Raw genomic sequence first — 21,017 nt, 5'->3', positions numbered from 1 at the left:
GCCTGGAATGGGGCCGCTTCGCAGCCCAGCGCGGGGCAAGCCCGCTCACCACAGCAAGCCTCAACCCAGCAAGCCCCCTCCCACACTTAGCTCCAACTATCTGGTTACGCCCCTATGCCATTGCAAGCCGACAAGACGGCGTTACAAGGTGTAGGCAATACCAACCTGCACCGTACGCGGCGCGCCGGGATACGCGTAGATATTGCCGAACGCACCCTCTTCGTATTCGCGGTTGAACAGGTTCTTCACGTCCAGGTTAAGACGGATCTTGTCGTTGACCTTGTAGTAACTGAGCAGGTCGACGACGGTGTAGGCGCCCATGGAAAACGCGCTGTTGGCGGTCTGGCCCGCGCGTTCATCGACGTATTTACCGCCGGCGCCAAGGCCCAGGCCCTTGAGTGCACCGTCTTGGAATTCGTAGACGTTGAGCAGGCTGAAGCTGTTACGCGGGATATTCAGCAAGCGCGTGCCACTGCGCAGGGTATTGTCCCGGGTGACTTCGGCGTCCACATAGGCGTAGCCGCCGATCACGCGCCATTCGGGGGTGAGATTGCCGGCAACGTTAAGGTCGAAACCGCGACTGCGGACCTGGCCAGCGGCGACGCTGAAGGTGGAATCCACGGGATCGGTGGTGAGCACGTTCTTCTTCTCGATCTGGTAGATCGCCGCGTCAACGCTCAACTGACGGTCCAGGGCCTCCCACTTGATGCCCACTTCGTAGGACTTGCCTTTCTCCGGCGCGAAACCTCCGCCTTCACGGCTGGCACCGGTGTTGGGTTTGAACGAGCGCGCGGCGTCGGCGTAGACGGCGACGGTGTCGGTCAGGTCGTAGCTCACGCCTAGCCGTGGAGTCACGGCGTTGTCCGCGGCCTGCCACGGTTTGACACCCGTCACATAACTTTCGTAGTCATGTTCGAACCGCTCGAAACGCGCACCGGCCAGGACTTTCAAGCGTTCGGTCAGCGCCACCTGGTCCTGCACGAAAGCCGCGTAGGTCTTGAGGTTTTCTTTGTCGTGGGTCGGCGTGCGCGTCAGCGGCGGGCGTGTCTGGCCGTAGACCGGATTGAAGATATCGATGGGGTAGGTGCCGGCGGCGGCGCTGGAGCGCTGGATGATCGACTGGTAGTCGTAGTCCTCGTACTCGATGCCGGTCAGCAAGGTGTGATCGAAGCCGCCGGTGGAGAAGTGCCCGGTCAGGTTGAGCTGGTAGTCCTTATCGGTCCATTCCAGCTTGCGGTAGTTGAAGTTGCGTTGCAGCGTGCGGCCGTCGGCGCTCAGGCTACCGGGGCCGTTAGCCTCGATGGCATTGCCCTGCAACGTCCCATCCAACCACTGAAACCCACCCCCCAACGTCCAGCTGTCGTTGAGCATATGCTCGAAACGCAGCTGGGCCATGTTGTTATCGTTGTGCAGCTTGCCCACGTCCTTGTCACCCCAGAACGTGTCGCGGGACGGCGTGCCGGCCTGGTTGGCGAAACGCGTCAGGCCACGGTCCAGCGGATGGTTATTGCGCATGAAATCGCCTTCGAAGATCACCTTGGTGTCATCGCTGGCCTGCCAGGTAAGGACCGGGGTGACGCCGTAGCGCTCGGTCGACACATGATCGCGGAAGGTGTCGCCGCCCTCGCCCACCACGTTCAGGCGATAGGCCAGGCGGCCTTCTTCGTCCAGCGGGCCGGAGGCGTCCAGCGTGCCGCGCTGCATGCCCTGGTCGTTCAACTGGCTGCCGAGGGTCACCGTGCGTTCGGCCAGCGGTTGTTTGGACACCACATTGAAGGTACCGCCCGGATCGCCACGGCCGTACAGCATGGTGGCCGGGCCGCGCAGCACTTCCAGGCGCTCGATGGTGTTGGCGTCCGGCATGTTCGGGTAGCCACGGTTGATCGGGAAGCCGTTGCGGTAGAACTCGCCGGTGGTGAAGCCGCGCACGGTAAACGTGGTGAGGCCCTGCCCGCCGAAGTTGTTGGCGCGGCCTACACCGCCGGCGTAGTCGAGAGCATCTTGCAGGCGCGTTGCGCCGAGGTCCTCGACCACGTCCTTGGACACCACGCTGATGGACTGCGGGGTTTCGTGGATGGAAGTGTCGGTGCGCGTCGCACTTGCCGAACGCGTGGCGTGATAGCCCTTGACGGGACCTTGCGCCGTCTCGTAATCCCCTTCGCCGGTGACCGTGGTCGCTTGTAACTCAAGGCTGGCAGATGGCGTGGTGACCTCCTGCGCCCAGGTAAAAGGGGAAAACGCCTGAAGGACACACAGGGAAATCAGCGTACGACGCATGGGTGTTCAGCCTAGTGAATGAGCCAGATGGGACGGCAAACCTGCCAAGAATTCGCCGCGAATGGTATATCAAGTCATTCGTGTTTGATATCTGTTCTCATTCGTTATTTTTTGTGTATCTGCTGTGTATCAACCCAACGAGCATACGGCGTCGGCAGGGTCAGGGTCATCGCCTTCCCACGCGCACTGGCCCTGCCCCGGCGCCGCTTTCCAGGTTTGCTTGCGTTCATCCTGTGCACGCAGTAAGCCCATTCAATCCAGCAGCGCCACCAGACGCGCGTCGATAGCGCCCTCGTCCACCGCCAACAGCGCCAATGTCACCGGCAACTTGAACCGCCGCCGACCCGCGCTGCCGGGGTTCACATACAGCGTTTCACCCCGCCACTCGATCAGCGGTTTGTGGGAATGCCCGGTGATCACCAAGCGCGTTTTGGCGTCGAGCAACGCCGGGACATCGGCGATGTCATGCACCAGCAAGGTCTTCCAACCGTTGAGGCTGATGTGCAGGTGATCCGGCACCTGGCGCGCCCATGGAGCATCTTGATCGTTGTTGCCGCGCACTACGTGCAACGGTGCGATGCGCGCCAATTGCTCGACAATGTCGGCGCCGCCGATATCGCCGGCATGGAGGATCTGCTCGCAACCTTGCAGGGCCGCCACGGCCTCGGGCCGCAGAAGGCCGTGGGTATCGGAAATCACACCGATCTTCATAGGGGCTCACTCTCGTGGGTTTGACTCAGGATACATAGGTATCTACACAAATCTTAAAGGCTGACATATGAGCAGGCTTGCCACACATTCACTCAGGCCGCGCTTCTAAAACCTGCCGCCATCGCTACCAAAATTGTTGCGCCCGGCGGCTTAAACGTTTCAGGTTGCGGCGAACCTAACGGGCTCGTCGGCGTCCGAGCTAAGGCACTGTTGCTTACCGTTCGCCGCGAGGTTGTCATTTGAAAGCCGCCATCATCAAAAAGTACCGCCTGGTCATCAAGACCATGGGCTACGTCGGCTGGTCGTTGTTCTGGCTGTTGCTGTGGGACGTCGCCGTGACAGTGGACTTCATGCTGTTTCTCACAGCCAAGATCAACCTGCCGCTGATGCCCCTGACCCTGCTGGGCTCGGCACTCGTGGTGTTGATCAGTTTTCGCAACAGCAGCGCCTATAACCGCTGGTGGGAGGCCCGCACGTTGTGGGGGGCGATGGTCAACAATTCGCGCAGCTTTGCGCGCCAGGTGCTGACCCTGCTGGACGACCCCGGCAGTGAGGTCAACCCGATCAAGTCCACGCTGTTGCGCCGACATGTGGCCTACGTGAACTGCCTGGCCGCGCACCTGCGGGGCCAGCCGTGCCCCGATGAAGTGCGCGCGTTCATCCCTGCCGATGAGTTTGCGCGCAACGGTGCGACCAATAATTTCGCCAATGACATCCTTACCGGTTCGGCGGCGTTGCTGGCCCGCGAATACAAGGCCGGGCATCTGGACAGCATTCGCCTGGCGCGGCTGGAGTCGACCCTGGTGGACCTGTCCAACGCCCAGGGCGGTATGGAGCGTATCGCCAACACGCCGCTGCCCTACCCCTACGTGTATTTCCCGCGTCTGTTTATCACCCTGTTCTGCCTGATCGTACCGGTGGGCCTGGTGGAATCCCTGGGCTGGTTTACCCCGCTGGCGTCCACGGTGGTGGGCTTTATGCTGCTGGCTATCGAACGCATCGGCACCGACCTGCAAAGCCCGTTCCGCTCCAGCGAACACCAAATCCAGATGGAAGCCATCTGCGAAACCATCGAGAAAAACCTGCAATCGATGCGCCGCGACACCCTGGCCGACAATTTGATCGGCTGAACCCACCTGCTTGCCCTAAAGTGCGTGCCCTCTCGGTCGATAAAGAGGGTACGTACGCAAGGACCCACCCTTCATAACAACCCCTGCGACGCTCAGCACTACTGTTTGCCTTGCCAAAACTATAAATACCCGCGGGTGAAAGTCATGAATATCAAGCAGAAGCTGACCTGGGCGTTCGCGGCTATCGCGTGCGTGCCGGTCATCCTGGTAGCGGTACTGGTAGTGTTGAATCTGCGCGAGGGGGCTCAGGCCAATTTCCTCGACAGCAGCGGACGGGAAATCCGCCAGATCGACAATGGCATGAAGCAGTTCTTCGACGGCATCAGCCAGAACGTCGAGTACGTGGCCAAGGACCCGCGCGTGGTCGCGGCCAAAGATCTCAAGAGCTATGCCAGTGCCGACGCTGCGCAAATCCCGCTGACCCCAACCAATAAAGAGCTGCTGGCGATCTTCGATCAATTCGCCAAGAGCCATCCCACCACGGCCTACCTGTCCCTCGGCCTCGCCGACGGTGGCTACGCCAGCTGGCCCGACGACGCCAAGCTGACCAACTACGACCCGCGCGTACGCCCCTGGTACAAGGCAGCGGTTGCCGCGCCTGGCACCACGGTGCGCACCGGCGCGTACTACTGGGCGCCGGACGACGTGGTGCTGATCGGCACCGTGCATACCGTGGCCGATGCCAGCGGCAATGTGCTGGGCGTGGTGGGCCTGGACGTGTCGCTCAAGCAACTGACCGAACTGGTCAAGAACATCAAGCTCGGTGACAGCGGTTACCTGATGCTGGTGGAAGGCAACGGCAACGTGCTGGTGGACCCCAGCGATGCCAAGCATAACTTCAAGCCTCTGGCCGACTTGGGCCCCAACTACGCCGAATTGGCCAAGCGCGGCGACGGCGTGACCCAGATCGACATCGACGGCGTGGCCTATATGGCCAACGTGGTCAGTTCCAAAGACCTGGGCTGGCGCTTTATCGGCCTGATCAAGCGCGACGAAGTGATGGCCGGCGCCACCAGCCTGACCTGGTTGATCGCCGCCATCGCCGCAGCCCTGGCTGTGGTGTTCGCGATTGTCGGTGCCAGTTTTGCCAGCGTCATCGTGCGGCCGATTCGCGGCGTGGCCGACGGCCTGCAGGAAATCGCCGAAGGTGAAGGCGACCTTACCCGTCAACTCAAGGTGCAGGGCAAAGACGAAACCGCCACCCTGGCCGGCTGGTTCAACCAGTTTCTGGGCATGATCGCGCAACTGGTGCAGCGCATCGGTAACGCATCCTCCGATCTGCAGAGCGCCGCCGCCGACACCAGCGAAGTGGCCAACAATATGAACCAGGCCGCCGGGCGCCAGCGCGAAGCAGTGGAACTAGTGAGCACCGCGTTCAACGAGATGGTGGCCACCGCCAACGAAGTCGCACGCTCTTGCAGCGCCGCCGCTTCCAGCGCCGACGAAGGCTACCGCGACGTGCATGACGGCCAGCAACATATCGGCGAAGCCACCGGCAGCGTGCTGCGGCTCAGTGAAGACTTGCAGAAGTCGACCCAGACCATGCAGCAGTTGGAGCAGGACAGTAAAAACATCAACACCATCCTGGATACCATCCGCTCGATTGCCGAACAGACCAACCTGCTGGCGCTCAACGCCGCCATCGAAGCCGCACGGGCCGGTGACCAGGGCCGCGGTTTTGCCGTGGTCGCCGACGAAGTCCGCGCTCTCGCCCGCCGCACCGCCGACTCCACCGGCGAGATCGACAGCCTGCTGGGCAACCTCGCCCGCCGCACCCAGGAAGTCACGCAGCAGATGCAAGGCAGCCTGTTGGTGTCCCATACCAGCGTGGAACGCATCCAGCAGGCCCGCGACAGCTTCGACAAGATCCGCGGCTCGGTGGACTCGATCCGCGACCAGAACACCCAGATCGCCACCGCCGCCGAAGAGCAGCACCAAGTCGCCGAAGAGATCAACCGCCACATCGCGCAGATCCATGCCGATGCGCAACTGGTCGAAGGCTTCGCCCACTCGGCACAGTCCGGCTCGGGCCGTTTGACCGATATTTCCGCTCAGCTCAAAGGGTTGGTGGGTCGCTTCAAGTTCTGATCCCTCCCGACGCACACGGCGGTGAACCCTTCACCGCCGTGCCTGCTCAGGCGAACAGCTCAACCCCAAGCTGGAACGCCACCCACAATGCCAACCCGGTGGCGAACACCAGGGCAATGTTCTCGAACAGGTTGTTACGGTATTCCTTGCCGAGCAGCGACTTCTGGTTGGACATGATCAACAGCCCCAGGGAAATCACCGGCAACCCGACGATGTTCAGCGCACTCACGCCGATGGTCAGCGTGACGAAATCCGGCATGCCCGGCAGCGACCAGATCAGCGGCGTGACCAGAATGAACAACATGAACCACTTGTGCATCGGGTCACGATGAAACTCTTTGCCGAAGCGCTGGCGCCGTTCAGGCCGCACGTGCTGGAAGGCATCGGTGATCAACATCGGGAATGCCGTGGTTTTGCCGGAAATGCTCGCAAACAGCGTGGCGAACACGCCGATAAAGAAGATGTACCAGCCGATGGGGCCGAAGAACAGCTCCAGCGCCTTGCCCAGATCGCCGAGGGTTTTCACTTCGATGCCGTTGGGACGCAGGATTTGCGCGCCGACGATCCAGATTGCCAGGTTGATCACAATCCCCACGAATACCGCAAACAGCAGGTCGTTGCGCTGGATGCGCTTGTGCTGCGGGCCGATCCAGCCCTTTTGGCGCATCACATAGGGATGCACGAAGTTGGCTATAGAGCCGGCGACAGCGCCGATCACCGACACCGCCACCAACAGAGCGCCATGCACGCCCTCGTCCGGCGGAATACTGAAACCGATGGTGCCTTTGACGATGCCAGCCATGTCCGGCCCGGACATTACCGCCAGAGCAATAAAGGCCAGCGTCATAATCGCCAGCAGGCCCTTCATCACCCCTTCGATCATCGAATAGATATTGCGCCCCACCAGCAGCCACACCGCCAGTACCACTGCCACCGAACACAGCAACGCGTAATCGGTCTTGAACAGCATGGCCAGGGCCTCGCCCGCACCCTTGATCATGTAGGCATTCATCAAGTGGCCCATCAGCAGCGCATACACCAGCAGGAACCAGGCGAAAAACGGGTTCAACTGGGCATAGCCCTGCAGGATAGTCATGCCTTGGTTATTACACAGCTGGAAGCGCGCGATGATATTGACGATCAAGTACCTGAGCAGCAGCGACACCGCCAGTACCCACATCATCGCGTAGCCGTAGTTGGCGCCGGCCACCGAGGATGTAATCAAATCCCCTGCACCGAGCCAGGACAGCACCGCAATGACACCTGGGCCCAGCAGCTTTAGAAGTCGTACGACATGGCCGGACGCGGGCGCCGCCGCCTGGCCTTCGATCCTTGGAATACCGGTCATCGAGGGAGTCTCCATTTATTTTTTTTGTGAGAACGCCGCTAGTCGACCACAGTTGATATGACGTCGTACAACCACAGTGACTGGATATGTATTAAGAAATGTTTCTTTAACCTCCATTTGCTCGCGGTGGCTGACGCCCAAGACAGTCTGTCGGCAAAAATGTACTAACTAGTTACTTGTCTTGCTAACATTATGCCTCTGCCCTCTCTCACTCGAGTCCTTTCGACATGAAACGAGCATCGCGCGCCGCTGGCGTCTCTAGATTCTTCCTGCTGGGCCTGGGCGTGATCATCGCCCTGCTCGGCCTCGCGCTGGCCGTCGGCGGCGCCAAACTGGTCAGCCTCGGTGGCTCTTGGTATTTCCTGCTGGGCGGTGTGGCCATGGCGGTTGCCGGCCTGTTGATTGCCCAACGCAAACCGGCCGGCGCGTGGCTGTTCGCCGCGTTTCTGATCGGCACTGCCGTGTGGGCGGTGGCAGAGGTGGGGCTGGTGTTCTGGCCGCTGTTTTCGCGATTGTTTATGTTCGCGGTGATCGGCCTGGTGGTGGCACTGGTGTACCCGCTGCTGGCCGGCAAGCCGGCGCGCGGCGCGTATGGTGTCGCGGCGGTATTGGCGGTGGGCGTGGCGGTGGCGGCGGGCAATATGTTTGTCGCGCACCCGAGCGTGGCGCCAACGGGTGCGGGCCCGGTTGTCACACCGGTGGTGGCGGCCGAGGCGCAGAAAGACTGGGCGCACTACGGCAACACTGAGGGCGGCAGCCGCTTTGCCGCCCTGGATCAGATCAACCGCGACAACATCGACAAGCTCAAAGTGGCCTGGACCTACCGCACTGGCGACGTGGCCATCAGCGACGGCAACGGTGCCGAAGACCAACTGACACCCCTGCAGATCGGCAACAAGGTGTTTATCTGCACGCCCCACAACAACCTGATCGCCCTGGACGCCGACACTGGCAAAGAGCTGTGGAAAAACCAGATCAACGCACAGTCGGCGGTCTGGCAACGATGCCGGGGCCTGGCCTATTTCGACGCCAGCGCGCCCATCGCCCAACCGACCCAACCCAACAGCTCGCCGATCATCGCCGCTAGCGTTCCAGCCGGTGCGCAGTGCCAGCGCCGTTTGCTGACCAACACCATCGATGCGCGTCTGATTGCGGTGGACGCCGACACCGGCCAATTCTGCGAAGACTTCGGCAGCCATGGCCAGGTGGATCTCAAAACTGGCCTCGGCAATGTGCCGGACAGTTACTACCAACTGTCCTCCGCCCCGCTGATCGCCGGGACCACCGTAGTGGTCGGTGGCCGCGTCGCCGATAACGTGCAGACCGATATGCCCGGCGGCGTGATCCGTGGTTTCGACGTAATCAGTGGGCACATGCGCTGGGCCTTCGACCCGGGCAACCCCGACGACAAACAAGCGCCGGCCGCTGGCAGCACTTATGTGCGCAGCACGCCCAACAGTTGGGCGCCGATGTCCTACGACCCGCAGATGAACACGGTTTTCCTGCCGATGGGCAGTTCGTCCACCGACATCTATGGCGTGGAACGCACCGCGCTCAACCATAAATACGGCGCGTCCGTCCTGGCGCTGGACGCTTCCACCGGGGCCGAAAAGTGGGTGTACCAAACCGTCCACAACGACCTGTGGGACTTCGACCTGCCGATGCAGCCGAGCCTGATCGACTTCACCCCGCCGGGCAGTGACAAGGCCGTACCCGCGGTGGTCATCGGCACCAAGGCCGGGCAGATCTACGTGCTCGACCGCGCCACCGGTAAGCCGCTGACTGAGGTCAAGGACGTGCCGGTCAAGGCCGCCAATATCCCCAACGAACCCTATTCGCCAACCCAACCCAAATCCGTGGGCATGCCGCAGATCGGCGCGCAAACCCTGAGGGAATCAGACATGTGGGGCGCCACCCCATATGACCAGTTGCTGTGCCGCATCGACTTCAAGGGCATGCGCTACGACGGCCTGTACACCGCGCCGGGCACGGATAAATCCCTGAGCTTTCCCGGTTCCCTGGGCGGCATGAACTGGGGCAGTCTTTCCACCGACCCGGTGCATGGTTTTATCTTCGTCAACGACATGCGCCTGGGCCTGTGGATCCAGATGATCCCGTCGCAGAACAAGGCCCAGGCCGCGTCCGGTGGCGAAGCGCTGAACACCGGCATGGGCGCAGTACCGCTCAAGGGCACGCCGTATGCGGTGAACAAAAACCGCTTCCTGTCGGTGGCCGGTATCCCCTGCCAGGCGCCGCCGTTCGGCACCCTGACCGCCATTGATATGAAAACGCAGAAAATCGCCTGGCAAGTGCCGGTGGGCACCGTGGAAGACACCGGTCCGCTGGGCATCCGTATGCACCTGCCGATCAAGATCGGCCTGCCGACCCTCGGCGGCACGCTGTCGACCCAGGGCGGCTTGATCTTTATCGCCGGCACCCAGGACTTCTACCTGCGCGCCTTCAACAGTGGCAACGGCGAAGAAATCTGGAAAGCCCGCCTGCCCGTCGGCAGCCAGGGCGGCCCGATGACCTACGTGTCGCCGAAAACCGGCAAGCAATACGTCGTGGTGACTGCCGGCGGCGCGCGCCAGTCCACCGACCGGGGCGACTATGTGATCGCCTACGCCTTGCCATAACGCCTGCGTGCGCTCCGGCTCTGCTTGAACATGTGGGAGGGGGCTTGCCCCCTCCCACATTTTGAGCCGGTTTTTTCAGTTAATACTGAGTAGGGCGACTGGCATTAGGGCAAGCCCCCCCTCCCACACAGGTTCAGCAGCGTATGTCAGGCCCTAATCAGGCACGGGCAACGCACACTCCTCGCCTCGCTGGTACTCCCGGGGGGTACAGCCAAATTCACGGCGAAACACGGTGTGCAGGTACTGCGCCGATGTGAAGCCGCATTGCGCCGCCACGTCGGCAATCGCCCGTTCGTGGCTTGCCAGGCCTTTGGCGGCGGCGGCGAGTTTGAAGCGCAAGATCTCATCATGCACGCTGCACCCGCGCTCCTTGCGAAAGTGCGACTCCAGGGATGAACGCGACACGCCGACATAGGCCGCCACTTGTGCGGTCTTGATGCCCTGGCAGGCGTATTGGCGGATAAACAGCAGCGCCTGCATCACGTACGGATTGCCCAGAGGCTGATGCAAGCTGGAGGCCTGCACGTTGATTGCCTCCGGTGGCACCAGAATCTGCGTGCCGGCGCAAGGTTTGCCGTGCAGCATCTGATGAAGAAGCGCGGCGGCCGTGCGGCCCATGGTTTCCGTGCCCTGGATCACCGAACTCAGCGGCACCCGCGTGAGGGTGCGGGTCAGCGGGTCGTTGTCGATGCCGATCAGCGCCACTTCTTCCGGCACCGCAATACCGGCGGTGAGGCAGGCTTGCAGCAGTTGCCGAGCGCGGGCGTCGGTGACGGCGATGATGCCGATGGGCTTGGGCAGGCTCTGTAACCAAGCAATCTGCTGTTCCACCGCGCTGTCCCACAACGGCGCGCTGGTGCCCAGGCCGCGATACACCTCGACGTTCAGGCCATCGCGTTGCATCAAGCGACGAAAGGCTTTTTCCCGCTCCTGGGCCCAGCGATTGGCCTGGGCCGGCGGCAGGCTGAAACAGGCAAAGCGGGTCAAGCCGGCCTCGATCAGGTGTTCATAAGCCAGCTTCATCAACCCATGGTTGTCGGTGGCCACGTAGGGAATGCCCTTGGGATAGGCGCTTGCATCCTCATAAGACCCGCCCACCGCCACCACCGGCAACTTGCTGTGGGCCAGGGCCTCGCCGATCAGCGGGTCATCGAAGTCAGCGATGATGCCGTCGCCTTGCCAGCGCTCGATGCCTTTGAGCCGGCACAGAAAGTCTTCCTCCAGGAACAAATCCCAGGATGCGCGGGTGCTGCTCAGGTAATTGCCGATGCCGGCGATGATGCCACGGTCGTAGATTTTGCTGCCGTTGAACAGCAAGGCAATGCGGTGCACGGGCGGTAGGGTTTTCATTGTTGTTGTCCTCAGGCCAGTCGCCACAGGGTAGCCCCCGCCACTCAAAATCGCACCATCGCTTGGTGATTTTCATAATTAGCGAGCCAGGTGCCGTTGCTAGTATCCAGACACCGCCCAGAACAATAAGGAACACGCCATGACGTACTTCCCCGGTGTCGAGAAGGTTCGCTTCGAAGGCCCCGACAGCGATACCCCCCTCGCCTTTCGCCACTACGACGCCAACAAACTGATCCTCGGCAAACCGATGCGCGAGCACCTGCGCATGGCGGCTTGTTATTGGCATACGTTTGTCTGGCCCGGTGCGGACATGTTCGGCGTCGGCACCTTCAAGCGCCCGTGGCAGCGCAGCGGCGACCCGATGGAAGTGGCCAAGGGCAAGGCCGACGCCGCGTTTGAGTTCTTCTCCAAGCTGGGCATCGATTACTACAGTTTCCACGACACCGACGTAGCCCCCGAGGGCAGTTCGCTCAAGGAGTACCGCGAACACTTTGCGCAGATGGTCGATCAGTTGGAGCGCCATCAGGAACAGTCCGGCATCAAGCTGTTGTGGGGCACCGCCAATTGCTTCAGCCACCCGCGCTTCGCCGCCGGCGCGGCCACCAACCCTGACCCGGAAGTGTTCGCCTGCGCCGCCGCCCAGGTGTTCAGCGCGATGAACGCCACCCTGCGGCTCAAGGGCGCCAACTATGTGCTGTGGGGCGGTCGTGAAGGCTATGAAAGCCTGCTCAACACCGACCTCAAGCGCGAGCGCGAACAACTCGGGCGCTTTATGCGCATGGTGGTGGAGCACAAGCACAAGATCGGCTTCAAGGGCGACCTGCTGATCGAGCCCAAGCCCCAGGAGCCGACCAAGCATCAATACGATTACGACAGCGCCACGGTGTTCGGCTTCCTGCACGAATACGGCCTGGAGCATGAGATCAAGGTCAATATCGAAGCCAACCACGCGACCCTGGCCGGGCACAGTTTCCACCATGAAATCGCCACCGCCGTGTCCCTCGGCATCTTCGGCAGCATCGACGCCAACCGTGGCGACCCGCAGAACGGCTGGGACACCGACCAGTTCCCCAATAGCGTCGAAGAAATGACCCTGGCCACCTATGAAATCCTCAAGGCTGGCGGCTTCAAGAACGGCGGCTACAACTTTGACTCCAAGGTGCGCCGCCAAAGCCTCGACGAAATCGACCTGTTCCACGGCCATGTCGGCGCCATGGATGTACTGGCCCTGGCGCTGGAACGCGCGGCTGCCATGGTGCAGAACGATCGGTTGCAGCAGTTCAAGGACCAACGCTACGCAGGCTGGCAACAGCCGTTGGGCCAAGCCGTGCTGGCCGGTGAGTTCAGCCTGGAATCCCTGGCCGAACATGCGTTTACCCACGGGCTGAACCCGCAGGCCGTGAGTGGTCGGCAAGAGATGCTGGAGGGGGTGGTCAACCGGTTTATTTATCGGTGACAGAGTGGTGAGCGGGCTTATTGTGGTGAGCGGGCTTGTTGTGTGGTGAGCGGGCTTGCCCCGCGCTGGGGCGCGAAGCGGCCCCATTGCAGGCGATGTGTTTTTAGCTGACACACCGAGGTGCCTGGGTTTGGGGCTGCTTCGCAGCCCAGCGCGGGGCAAGCCCGCTCACCACAACAAGCCTGCTCACCACACCAAGCCCATTCACCACGACAAGCGCATTCACCACAAAAGTCCTGTTCACCACAGAATCCCGGCTTACCACAACACGCCGGTTAGCCACACCTATAGTGTTCGCCTAAAGTCTTCACCCAGTGTCTTTCCAACAACAATAAAAGGACGCACCACCATGAAGTCATTCAAACGTACCCTGCTCGCCACCGCCCTGGCCCTGCTCGCCCTGCCGGTGATGGCCGACCCGGCCCATCCGAAAATCGGCTTTTCCATCGACGACCTGCGCCTGGAGCGCTGGTCCCGCGACCGCGATTATTTCGTGGCAGCAGCGGAAAAACTCGATGCCAAAGTCTTTGTGCAGTCCGCCGATGCCAACGAGCAAAAGCAGATTTCCCAGATCGAGAACCTGATTTCCCGTGGCGTCGATGTGATCGTGATCGTGCCGTTCAACGCCACGGTTCTGACCAACGCGGTCGCCGAAGCCAAGAAGGCCGGGATCAAGGTGGTGTCCTATGACCGCCTGATCCTCAACGCCGACATCGACGCCTACATTTCCTTCGATAACGAAAAAGTCGGCGAGATGCAGGCCAGCGGCGTGCTGCAGGCGGCGCCCAAGGGTAATTACTTCCTGCTCGGCGGCGCGCCTACCGATAACAACGCCAAGGTGCTGCGCGAAGGCCAGATGAAGGTGTTGCAACCGGCCATCGACAAGGGCGATATCAAGGTAGTCGGCCAGCAATGGGTCAAGGAATGGAACCCCACCGAAGCCCTGAGCATCGTCGAAAACGCCCTGACCCGGAACAACAACAAAATCGACGCGATTGTCGCCTCCAACGACGCTACCGCCGGCGGTGCGATCCAGGCCCTGGCCGCGCAGAAGCTGGCGGGCAAGGTGCCGATCTCCGGCCAGGACGCCGACCTCGCCGCCGTCAAACGCGTGATCGACGGCACCCAGACCATGACCGTGTACAAGCCCCTCAAGCTGATCGCCACCGAAGCGGCCAAGCTCTCGGTGCAACTGGCGCGTAACGAGAAGCCCACCTACAGCTCGCAATACGACAACGGCAGCAAGAAGGTCGACACCATCCTGCTTACGCCCACTCCACTGACCAAGGCCAATATCGACCTGCTGGAGAAGGACGGTTTCTACACCAAAGAGCAGATCGGCGGGCAATGACCGCCATGGCCGACTACCTGCTGCAAATGAACGGCATCGTCAAAACCTTTGGCGGTGTCCACGCGCTGAACGGTATCGACATCAAGGTGCGGCCGGGGGAATGTGTCGGCCTGTGCGGCGAGAACGGTGCCGGTAAATCTACCTTGATGAAGGTGCTGTCGGCGGTCTATCCCCACGGCACCTGGGAGGGGGAAATCCTCTGGAATGGGCAGCCGCTCAAGGCGCAGTCCATCAGTGAAACCGAGGCCGCCGGCATTGTGATCATCCACCAGGAGTTGACCCTGGTGCCTGATCTGTCAGTGGCCGAAAACATCTTTATGGGGCACGAGCTGACCTTGCCGGGTGGACGCATGAACTACCCGGCGATGCTGCACCGCGCCGAAGCCTTGATGCGTGAACTCAAGGTGCCGGACATCAACGTGGCGCTACCGGTGTCGCAGTACGGCGGCGGTTACCAGCAACTGGTGGAAATCGCCAAGGCCCTGAACAAACAGGCGCGCCTGTTGATTCTCGACGAACCCTCTTCGGCCCTGACCCGCTCGGAAATCGAGGTGCTGCTGGATATCATCCGCGACCTCAAGGCCAAGGGGGTGGCCTGCGTCTACATCTCCCACAAACTCGATGAAGTGGCGGCGGTGTGCGACACCATCACGGTGATCCGCGACGGCAAGCACATCGCAACCACGGCCATGGCCGATATGGACATCCCGCGCATCATCACTCAGATGGTCGGCCGCGAGATGAGCAACCTCTACCCCACCGAGCCCCATGACGTCGGCGAGGTAATGTTCGAGGCGCGCCACGTGACCTGCTACGACGTCGACAACCCCAAGCGCAAACGCGTCGACGACATTTCCTTCGTGCTCAAGCGTGGGGAAATCCTCGGTATTGCCGGGCTGGTGGGCGCCGGGCGTACCGAACTGGTGTCAGCCCTGTTCGGTGCCTACCCCGGCCGCTACAGCGCCGAAGTATGGCTGGACGGCGAAGTGATCGATACGCGCACGCCGCTCAAATCGATCCGCGCCGGGTTGTGCATGGTGCCCGAAGATCGCAAGCGCCAAGGCATCATCCCCGACCTCGGCGTGGGCCAGAACATCACCCTGGCGGTGCTCGACACCTATGCGCACCTGACCCGCATCGACGCCGAGGCCGAGCTGGGCAGTATCGACCGGCAGATCACGCGCATGCACCTCAAGACCGCCAGCCCGTTTTTGCCGATCACCAGCCTGTCCGGCGGCAATCAGCAAAAAGCCGTGCTGGCGAAAATGCTGATGACCCAGCCCAAAGTGCTGATCCTCGACGAGCCCACGCGCGGGGTGGACGTGGGCGCCAAGTATGAAATCTACAAGCTGATGGGGACGCTGGCCGCCGAAGGCGTGGCGATCATCATGGTGTCCTCGGAACTGGCCGAAGTGCTGGGGGTGTCCGACCGCGTGCTGGTAATCGGCGACGGTCAGTTGCGCGGCGACTTCATCAACCAGGGGCTCACCCAGGAACAGGTCCTCGCCGCCGCGCTCAGCCAAAACAATAACAATCGGAAAACCGCGTAGATGAATCAGGTCAAACAGCTGTTCACCCGCTACAAAATGCTCGCCCTGGTGATTGCCGTGGCGGTGATCTGGCTGTTTTTCAGCTGGCAGACCGAGGGCGGCTTCCTCACGCCGCGTAACCTGTCCAACCTGCTGCGGCAGATGTCCATCACCGGCATCCTGGCCTGCGGCATGGTGCTGGTGATTATCAGCGGCGAGATCGACTTGTCGGTGGGTTCATTGTTGGGCCTGCTGGGTGGGCTGGCGGCGATCCTGGACGTGGTCTACCACATTCCGCTGCTGGCCAATGTGAGCCTGGTGGCGCTATGCGGCCTGATGATCGGCCTGGCCAACGGCTATATGACGGCCTACCTGCGCATCCCGTCGTTTATCGTCGGCTTGGGCGGCATGCTGGCGTTTCGCGGGGTTCTGCTGGGGATCACCGGCGGCACCACCATCGCGCCAGTGTCGCCATCGCTGGTGTATGTGGGCCAGGGCTATCTGCCGCATACCGTGGGGGTTGGGCTGGGGCTTTTGCTGTTTGCCCTCACACTCTTCTTGACCTGGAAACAACGACGCAACCGCGCACTGCATGGGCTGGCCGCGCACTCATTGATGCGCGACGTGCTGCGGGTGGTGGTGATCGGCGCAGTGCTGGCCGGGTTCGTTACCACCCTCAACAGCTACGACGGCATCCCCGTGCCGGTGTTGCTGTTACTGGTGCTGCTCGGCGTGTTCAGCTACGTCACCAGCCAGACCGTATTTGGCCGCCGCGTGTATGCGGTGGGCAGCAACATGGAAGCCACGCGGCTGTCGGGCATCAACGTGCAGGCGGTCAAATTGTGGATCTTCGGCATCATGGGCGTCATGTGCGCCCTCGCCGGTCTGGTCAACACCGCACGTCTGGCGGCGGGCTCACCGTCGGCGGGCAACATGGGCGAACTGGACGCCATCGCCGCCTGCTTTATCGGCGGCACATCAATGCGCGGCGGCTCCGGCACGGTATATGGCGCATTGCTGGGGGCGCTGGTGATTACCAGCCTGGATAACGGCATGTCGATGCTGGACGTGGACAGTTACTGGCAGATGATTGTGAAAGGCAGCATTTTGGTGTTGGCGGTGTGGGTGGATGTGAGTACGCGGGCGGGCCGGCGTTAAAGCCATTCTCACCGGCACCACATAACGCCTGTGGGAGGGGGCTTGCCCCCGATAGCAGTGGGTCAGCCAAATTATGGTTAGCTGATCCGCAGCAATCGGGGGCAAGCCCCCTCCCACATTTACCCTCCCAACTATGTTATTTGGAAACCGGCATCGCAAACTCAGCCCCCTGTTCGATGCTCTCCGACCAGCGCTGCATAATCGACTTCTGCCTGGTGTAGAAGCGCACGCCTTCAGTGCCGTAAGCATGCATGTCGCCGAACAGGCTCTTTTTCCCACTAGCCTGGATAACGGCATGCCGATGCTGGATGTGGACAGTTACTGGCAGATGATTGTGAAAGGCAGCATTTGGGTGTGGGTGGATGTGAGTACGCGGGCGGGTCGGCGCTGAATCAAGCGCCAGAGCCCCGCACTTGGTCAATGAACTGATGTGCCTGGGCCTTGAGCCAATCAAACAAGCGGGCGATATCGCGTTCTGATTGTCGTCCATTTCGACAAATGATGTAGTACGCCGCAGGGGACATCATGGTGGGGGCATTCAACGCAACCAGTTCACCGTCTTTCAATTGGTCATGCACCAGCGCCGTCCTGCCCAGCGCAATCCCGCCGCCTTTCACTGCCAGACTGATGGCCAGGCTGGAATCTGGAAAACGCGGCCCGTGGTGATACGGCGGTGCCTCCAGCCCGTGAAAGGCGAACCAGCTCTCCCATCCTGGGCATACCTGATCGTCGACTCGGTGAATCAGCGGGTACCGCGCGATGTCCTCCAGCGCAATCTCACCATTCACGCGTTTGAATTGCGGCGAACATACCGGGAACACCGCATCGCGCATCAGCAGTTCGACATGATGATCCGGGTAGTCACCATCACCCATCACCACAGCGACATCGAACGGATAAACGCTTAAGGTGGCGCGACTGATGTCCACGCTGGTCAACACCAGATCAAGGTTCAATGCAGCTTCGGCGTGAGCACCATGCATTCGTGGAATCAGCCAGGTTGCACACAGGGAGGAGGTACACGAGAGGTGAAGCGGCTGTGATTTACTCGGACTAAGCGACTGCAGCACCGCATCCAGCGCTTTGAAAAAGCTATCCGCCACCGGCAGTAAGGTCTCTCCCGCAGGCGTGAGCTTGACTCCCCGCGAATGCCGCTCGAACAACTGCACTCCCCACCATTCTTCCAGACCTGCGATTTGATGGCTGATGGCGCTGGCTGTGAGATTCAACTCAGACGCAGCACGCGCGAAACTGCCGGTTTGCGCCGCGCTGACAAAGGCTTGAAGCATAGGAGTGGGTGGCGGACGCTGGGCCATCAGGTGCTCACTTTGATCAGGACGATCCCGCAAACAATGACGAACGCCGACAGCATCCGTCGCCAGCCGAACCGCTCTCGGAAGAACAGCGCGGCAATGATGGCGCCGATGATAACACTCGTCTCCCGCAGCGCTGAGACCCTGGCCACCGCATCCAGCGACAGTGCAAACAGGACCAAACCGTAAGACGACACGTAGAAAACCCCGCCCATCGCACCCACTCGCCAGTGGCCGCGCACTGCCTGGATGAGCGCCGATCGCGCCTTGAAAAACGCCAGCAGCGGGATCGGAATGCTCTGGAATACCGTGAGATAGATGATGTACTGCAGCACCGTCTCACTGGCTCTTACACCTTTGGCATCCACCACCGTGTAGGACGCGATGAACACCCCCGCACACACGGCCATCAGTATCGGCTTGAACAACTGCGCAGTCATCCCGCGTACAAACGCCAGGCTGATGATCCCTGCACAAATCAGCAGCACACCCGTCATCGACGGGAACGACAACTGTTCATGCAAAAGGACGTAGGAAAACAGCGCGACCAGCACTGGCGGCACGCCACGCATCACCGGGTACACCTGACCGAAGTCGCCGGTTTCATACGCCTTGATCAAAAATAATCGATACACCGTATTGAGCATCACCGAAATCAGCACATACACCCACACCTCCAGGTTGGGCACGTTGACCAACGGCAGCGCCGCCAGGCAAATCAGCAATGCCGTGCCATCGACCATGGCCAAGGTCATGAAACGGCTGCTGCCGGCACGGACAACGGCGTTCCAGGTGGCGTGCATGAAGGCGGAGATTAAGACCAGGGTGATGGCAATGCTGGCGTTATCCATGGGGGCTCGGCTTTTGGGTGGTATCGAGGGGGCGCGGCATACTTCACCGGCATCATTGTTTGCGTAACCACATTCTCAACATGTAACGATTCAGGCTGCTTAAGGGCGCTTTATCATTAATTTCTGAGTGTGGAGTATGCTTATCAATGAAATGTGTTCGGGTATGGAGAAACTTATTGCCCGCTGAAACAAGCACCTGACCGGGCTCGAGCAATACACGATGCTGAACGGATGATTGGTCGAGTACTGCATCCAGAAAATCCAGCGCCCGAACCTGCGATAACGTTAACGGCACTTGTGCTTTAAGGTGAGCCGATTCGATATACACGCGAAAGTACCTTATCAAAGGAATACCTTCTTGGGAAAAGCTCAGGATGGGCGCTTTAAATAAACACTCTTCTTCTGACATGCCCCTATTTTCAAAATAGAAATCGCGCTTTAGTTCTTCGAGAACATCCGCAAATGCCATCAGCTCTGCATATACCGCGCTTGCGTCAATAAGAATGCTCTCACCGCCCAGAAGCGCTTTCTGTCCGCAAGCCAGAACCAGATAGTCGATCGGAAGCGGGTCGCTGACTCCATCGTTATGTATGTAGGCCCACTGTCGGGTCTGATGGTACCTCCCACCCTCCTCGATACTTTTGCCGCCCCGGTCATAAACCTCAATGATCTTATGACCAAGATGATTTTGCACCATTGGCCTACCGAGCGAAGAGCCAAAGGCCCACACCAGCGACTTGAAAGCTTCAAGGTTATCCGTCTTAAATCCATCAAGAATTAAAACATGGCTTCCATGCTCAATAATGTTTCGTATGGTGCGTAACTCTTCGCTAAGCGACCGCGAAGAAAACGAACCATTGCAAGCAAAGTTTATATCGAGTCGATCGGCTTGGATTTTTGATTCAGATTTCAAGCTTATGCTCAGTAACTCATCAAATGCTGCATTTGAGAGTTGGACTTTAGATACTGCTTGTCGATAATTGCTGACATTTATGTTCATCGCAATCCTTTACGTAATTGAGTGGACGCTGATATTTAACTAAGCCCACCGCACCTGCAAAAGCGAAACGTCATCAGCACTGCCATCAAATTCCATCATCGAAGACTTTTCCTACAGATATAAACCATCACACGCTCTTCGATGACATCGAGTCATGGTTTGTAAAGGGCCAGCAAGCCGCATCCCTTTTAATTGCAGGACGTTTCCTAGACAATCCTCGCCGCCTTGTGCCTGTTGGAATCGATGGCTAGTCTGCGGTCCGTCACTGCTCATCAGTGATCGGGTTTAGTCGCCCGGATTCAGAACAGGCGCATGTTTCCCATGAAGCTTTATGGTGGCTGTGCGCAGGGCGCCTTCGGGTGCGCCGGGTTCCTGTTCTGACCGGTCGACTAACCTGCGTACAGCCGCCACCTTCGTTTAGTCGCAAAGCGTGTCGGCTCCTTGATCAGACAGGAACTACACCATGAACAAAGTCGTCCCCGATCCACCCTTCGATCCCGCTAAAGACCGCGCCGCCTTCAACCGCGCCATCGACCATTACCTGCCGACCCAAGGCTTTCACGCCATCAACGAAGACCTGAGCTTCGAAGACGCCCTGCTCTACACCGCCAGTTTGCTCGATAGCGCATCGGCGACGGCGTTGGATTGTGGCGAGCAACTGACGAGCCCAGAGCGAGCGAAAATCCTGGCAGTGTGGCACTTGCTTGAAATTGCCAAAACCACGGTAGATCGCTCAATCAACTGCCTGAAACACGGTTAGAAAATGTGGGAGATTCTATGTTGCAGGACAACCCTGCAACGGCCGATTCGGTTGGTATT

At 60.3% G+C, this 21,017-nt stretch carries 15 protein-coding genes and 2 pseudogenes; 10 read left to right on the top strand and 7 right to left on the bottom strand.

The genetic code is table 11. The annotated features are described in order from the left end of the window. Positions 1-141: 141 nt before the first annotated feature. Together QRN41_RS24795 and QRN41_RS24790 are read right to left on the bottom strand one after the other, a co-directional pair. On the bottom strand, positions 142-2,277 hold the full coding sequence (locus QRN41_RS24795) for a TonB-dependent siderophore receptor (protein WP_167417437.1): 2,136 nt from the start codon (positions 2,275-2,277) through the stop codon (positions 142-144). Between the two features lie 252 nt (positions 2,278-2,529). Continuing rightward, positions 2,530-2,988 carry a metallophosphoesterase family protein gene (locus QRN41_RS24790; RefSeq protein ID WP_167417436.1) on the bottom strand — a complete coding sequence of 153 codons (459 nt, stop codon included), beginning with the start codon at positions 2,986-2,988 and terminating at the stop codon, positions 2,530-2,532. Between the two features lie 239 nt (positions 2,989-3,227). Here QRN41_RS24790 and QRN41_RS24785 point away from each other — a divergent pair, with 239 nt between their 5' ends. The 3 genes and pseudogenes from QRN41_RS24785 to QRN41_RS26415 all read left to right on the top strand — a co-directional run bounded on the left by QRN41_RS24785 (position 3,228) and on the right by QRN41_RS26415 (position 6,206). Then, positions 3,228-4,118, top strand: a complete 891-nt coding sequence (locus tag QRN41_RS24785; RefSeq protein ID WP_034097352.1) for a bestrophin family protein — start codon at positions 3,228-3,230, stop codon at positions 4,116-4,118. A 144-nt stretch (positions 4,119-4,262) separates the two neighbouring features. After that, a pseudogene (locus tag QRN41_RS26420) lies at positions 4,263-5,345 on the top strand (HAMP domain-containing protein); the annotation flags it as partial. 6 nt (positions 5,346-5,351) lie between these two features. Continuing rightward, positions 5,352-6,206, top strand: a complete 855-nt coding sequence (locus tag QRN41_RS26415) for a methyl-accepting chemotaxis protein (protein WP_425326823.1) — start codon at positions 5,352-5,354, stop codon at positions 6,204-6,206. Between the two features lie 46 nt (positions 6,207-6,252). Here the strand turns inward: QRN41_RS26415 and QRN41_RS24775 are convergent, their stop codons facing one another. Next, a complete protein-coding gene (locus tag QRN41_RS24775; protein ID WP_167417434.1) occupies positions 6,253-7,554 on the bottom strand; it encodes an Nramp family divalent metal transporter in 1,302 nt (433 codons plus the stop codon). Between the two features lie 227 nt (positions 7,555-7,781). On the opposite strand from QRN41_RS24775, the gene QRN41_RS24770 reads away from it, so the two are divergent. Then, on the top strand, positions 7,782-10,190 hold the full coding sequence (locus tag QRN41_RS24770; RefSeq protein WP_167417433.1) for a glucose/quinate/shikimate family membrane-bound PQQ-dependent dehydrogenase: 2,409 nt from the start codon (positions 7,782-7,784) through the stop codon (positions 10,188-10,190). A gap of 153 nt (positions 10,191-10,343) precedes the next feature. Here QRN41_RS24770 and QRN41_RS24765 read toward each other — a convergent pair whose 3' ends face one another. Next, entirely contained in the window at positions 10,344-11,540 is a 1,197-nt protein-coding gene (locus QRN41_RS24765; RefSeq protein ID WP_034112981.1) for a XylR family transcriptional regulator, read from the bottom strand. Positions 11,541-11,679: 139 nt separating this feature from the next. Here QRN41_RS24765 and xylA point away from each other — a divergent pair, with 139 nt between their 5' ends. The 5 genes and pseudogenes from xylA to QRN41_RS24740 all read left to right on the top strand — a co-directional run. After that, positions 11,680-12,996: a xylose isomerase gene (xylA, locus tag QRN41_RS24760; protein WP_167417432.1), complete on the top strand. Its 1,317-nt coding sequence runs from the start codon at positions 11,680-11,682 to the stop codon at positions 12,994-12,996. A gap of 349 nt (positions 12,997-13,345) precedes the next feature. Then, positions 13,346-14,347, top strand: coding sequence for a D-xylose ABC transporter substrate-binding protein (gene xylF / locus QRN41_RS24755; RefSeq protein ID WP_034097344.1), 1,002 nt, complete (start codon positions 13,346-13,348; stop codon positions 14,345-14,347). After that, positions 14,344-15,897, top strand: coding sequence for a D-xylose ABC transporter ATP-binding protein (gene xylG / locus QRN41_RS24750; protein ID WP_167417431.1), 1,554 nt, complete (start codon positions 14,344-14,346; stop codon positions 15,895-15,897). The genes xylF and xylG overlap by 4 nt, the downstream gene beginning before the upstream one ends. After that, positions 15,898-17,034 carry a sugar ABC transporter permease gene (locus QRN41_RS24745; protein ID WP_034097340.1) on the top strand — a complete coding sequence of 379 codons (1,137 nt, stop codon included), beginning with the start codon at positions 15,898-15,900 and terminating at the stop codon, positions 17,032-17,034. It abuts the gene before it with no gap. A 265-nt stretch (positions 17,035-17,299) separates the two neighbouring features. Next, positions 17,300-17,425, top strand: a pseudogene (locus QRN41_RS24740) (sugar ABC transporter permease); the annotation flags it as partial. A gap of 1 nt (position 17,426) precedes the next feature. Here QRN41_RS24740 and QRN41_RS24735 read toward each other — a convergent pair. Genes QRN41_RS24735 through QRN41_RS24725 form a run of 3 tightly spaced genes read right to left on the bottom strand, consistent with a single transcriptional unit; the run spans position 17,427 to position 20,198 of the window. Continuing rightward, positions 17,427-18,350, bottom strand: a complete 924-nt coding sequence (locus tag QRN41_RS24735; RefSeq protein ID WP_285422232.1) for a LysR substrate-binding domain-containing protein — start codon at positions 18,348-18,350, stop codon at positions 17,427-17,429. Beyond that, positions 18,350-19,198: an EamA family transporter gene (locus QRN41_RS24730; RefSeq protein ID WP_285422231.1), complete on the bottom strand. Its 849-nt coding sequence runs from the start codon at positions 19,196-19,198 to the stop codon at positions 18,350-18,352. Before QRN41_RS24730 ends, QRN41_RS24735 begins: the two co-directional genes overlap by 1 nt. A gap of 52 nt (positions 19,199-19,250) precedes the next feature. Then, positions 19,251-20,198 (bottom strand): TauD/TfdA family dioxygenase, encoded by a 948-nt coding sequence (locus QRN41_RS24725; protein WP_167417428.1) that lies wholly within the window; start codon positions 20,196-20,198, stop codon positions 19,251-19,253. Positions 20,199-20,661: 463 nt separating this feature from the next. Between QRN41_RS24725 and QRN41_RS24720 the strand changes: the two genes are divergently transcribed. Next, positions 20,662-20,958, top strand: a complete 297-nt coding sequence (locus QRN41_RS24720) for a DUF6124 family protein (RefSeq protein WP_094066292.1) — start codon at positions 20,662-20,664, stop codon at positions 20,956-20,958. Positions 20,959-21,017 lie beyond the last annotated feature (59 nt).

The organism is Pseudomonas sp. efr-133-TYG-23 (genome assembly GCF_030209215.1).
Taxonomy (GTDB): Bacteria; Pseudomonadota; Gammaproteobacteria; order Pseudomonadales; family Pseudomonadaceae; genus Aquipseudomonas; species Aquipseudomonas rhodesiae.
The sequence above is the reverse complement of the archived record's forward strand: the minus strand, read 5'-3'. Positions and strand labels throughout refer to the sequence as shown.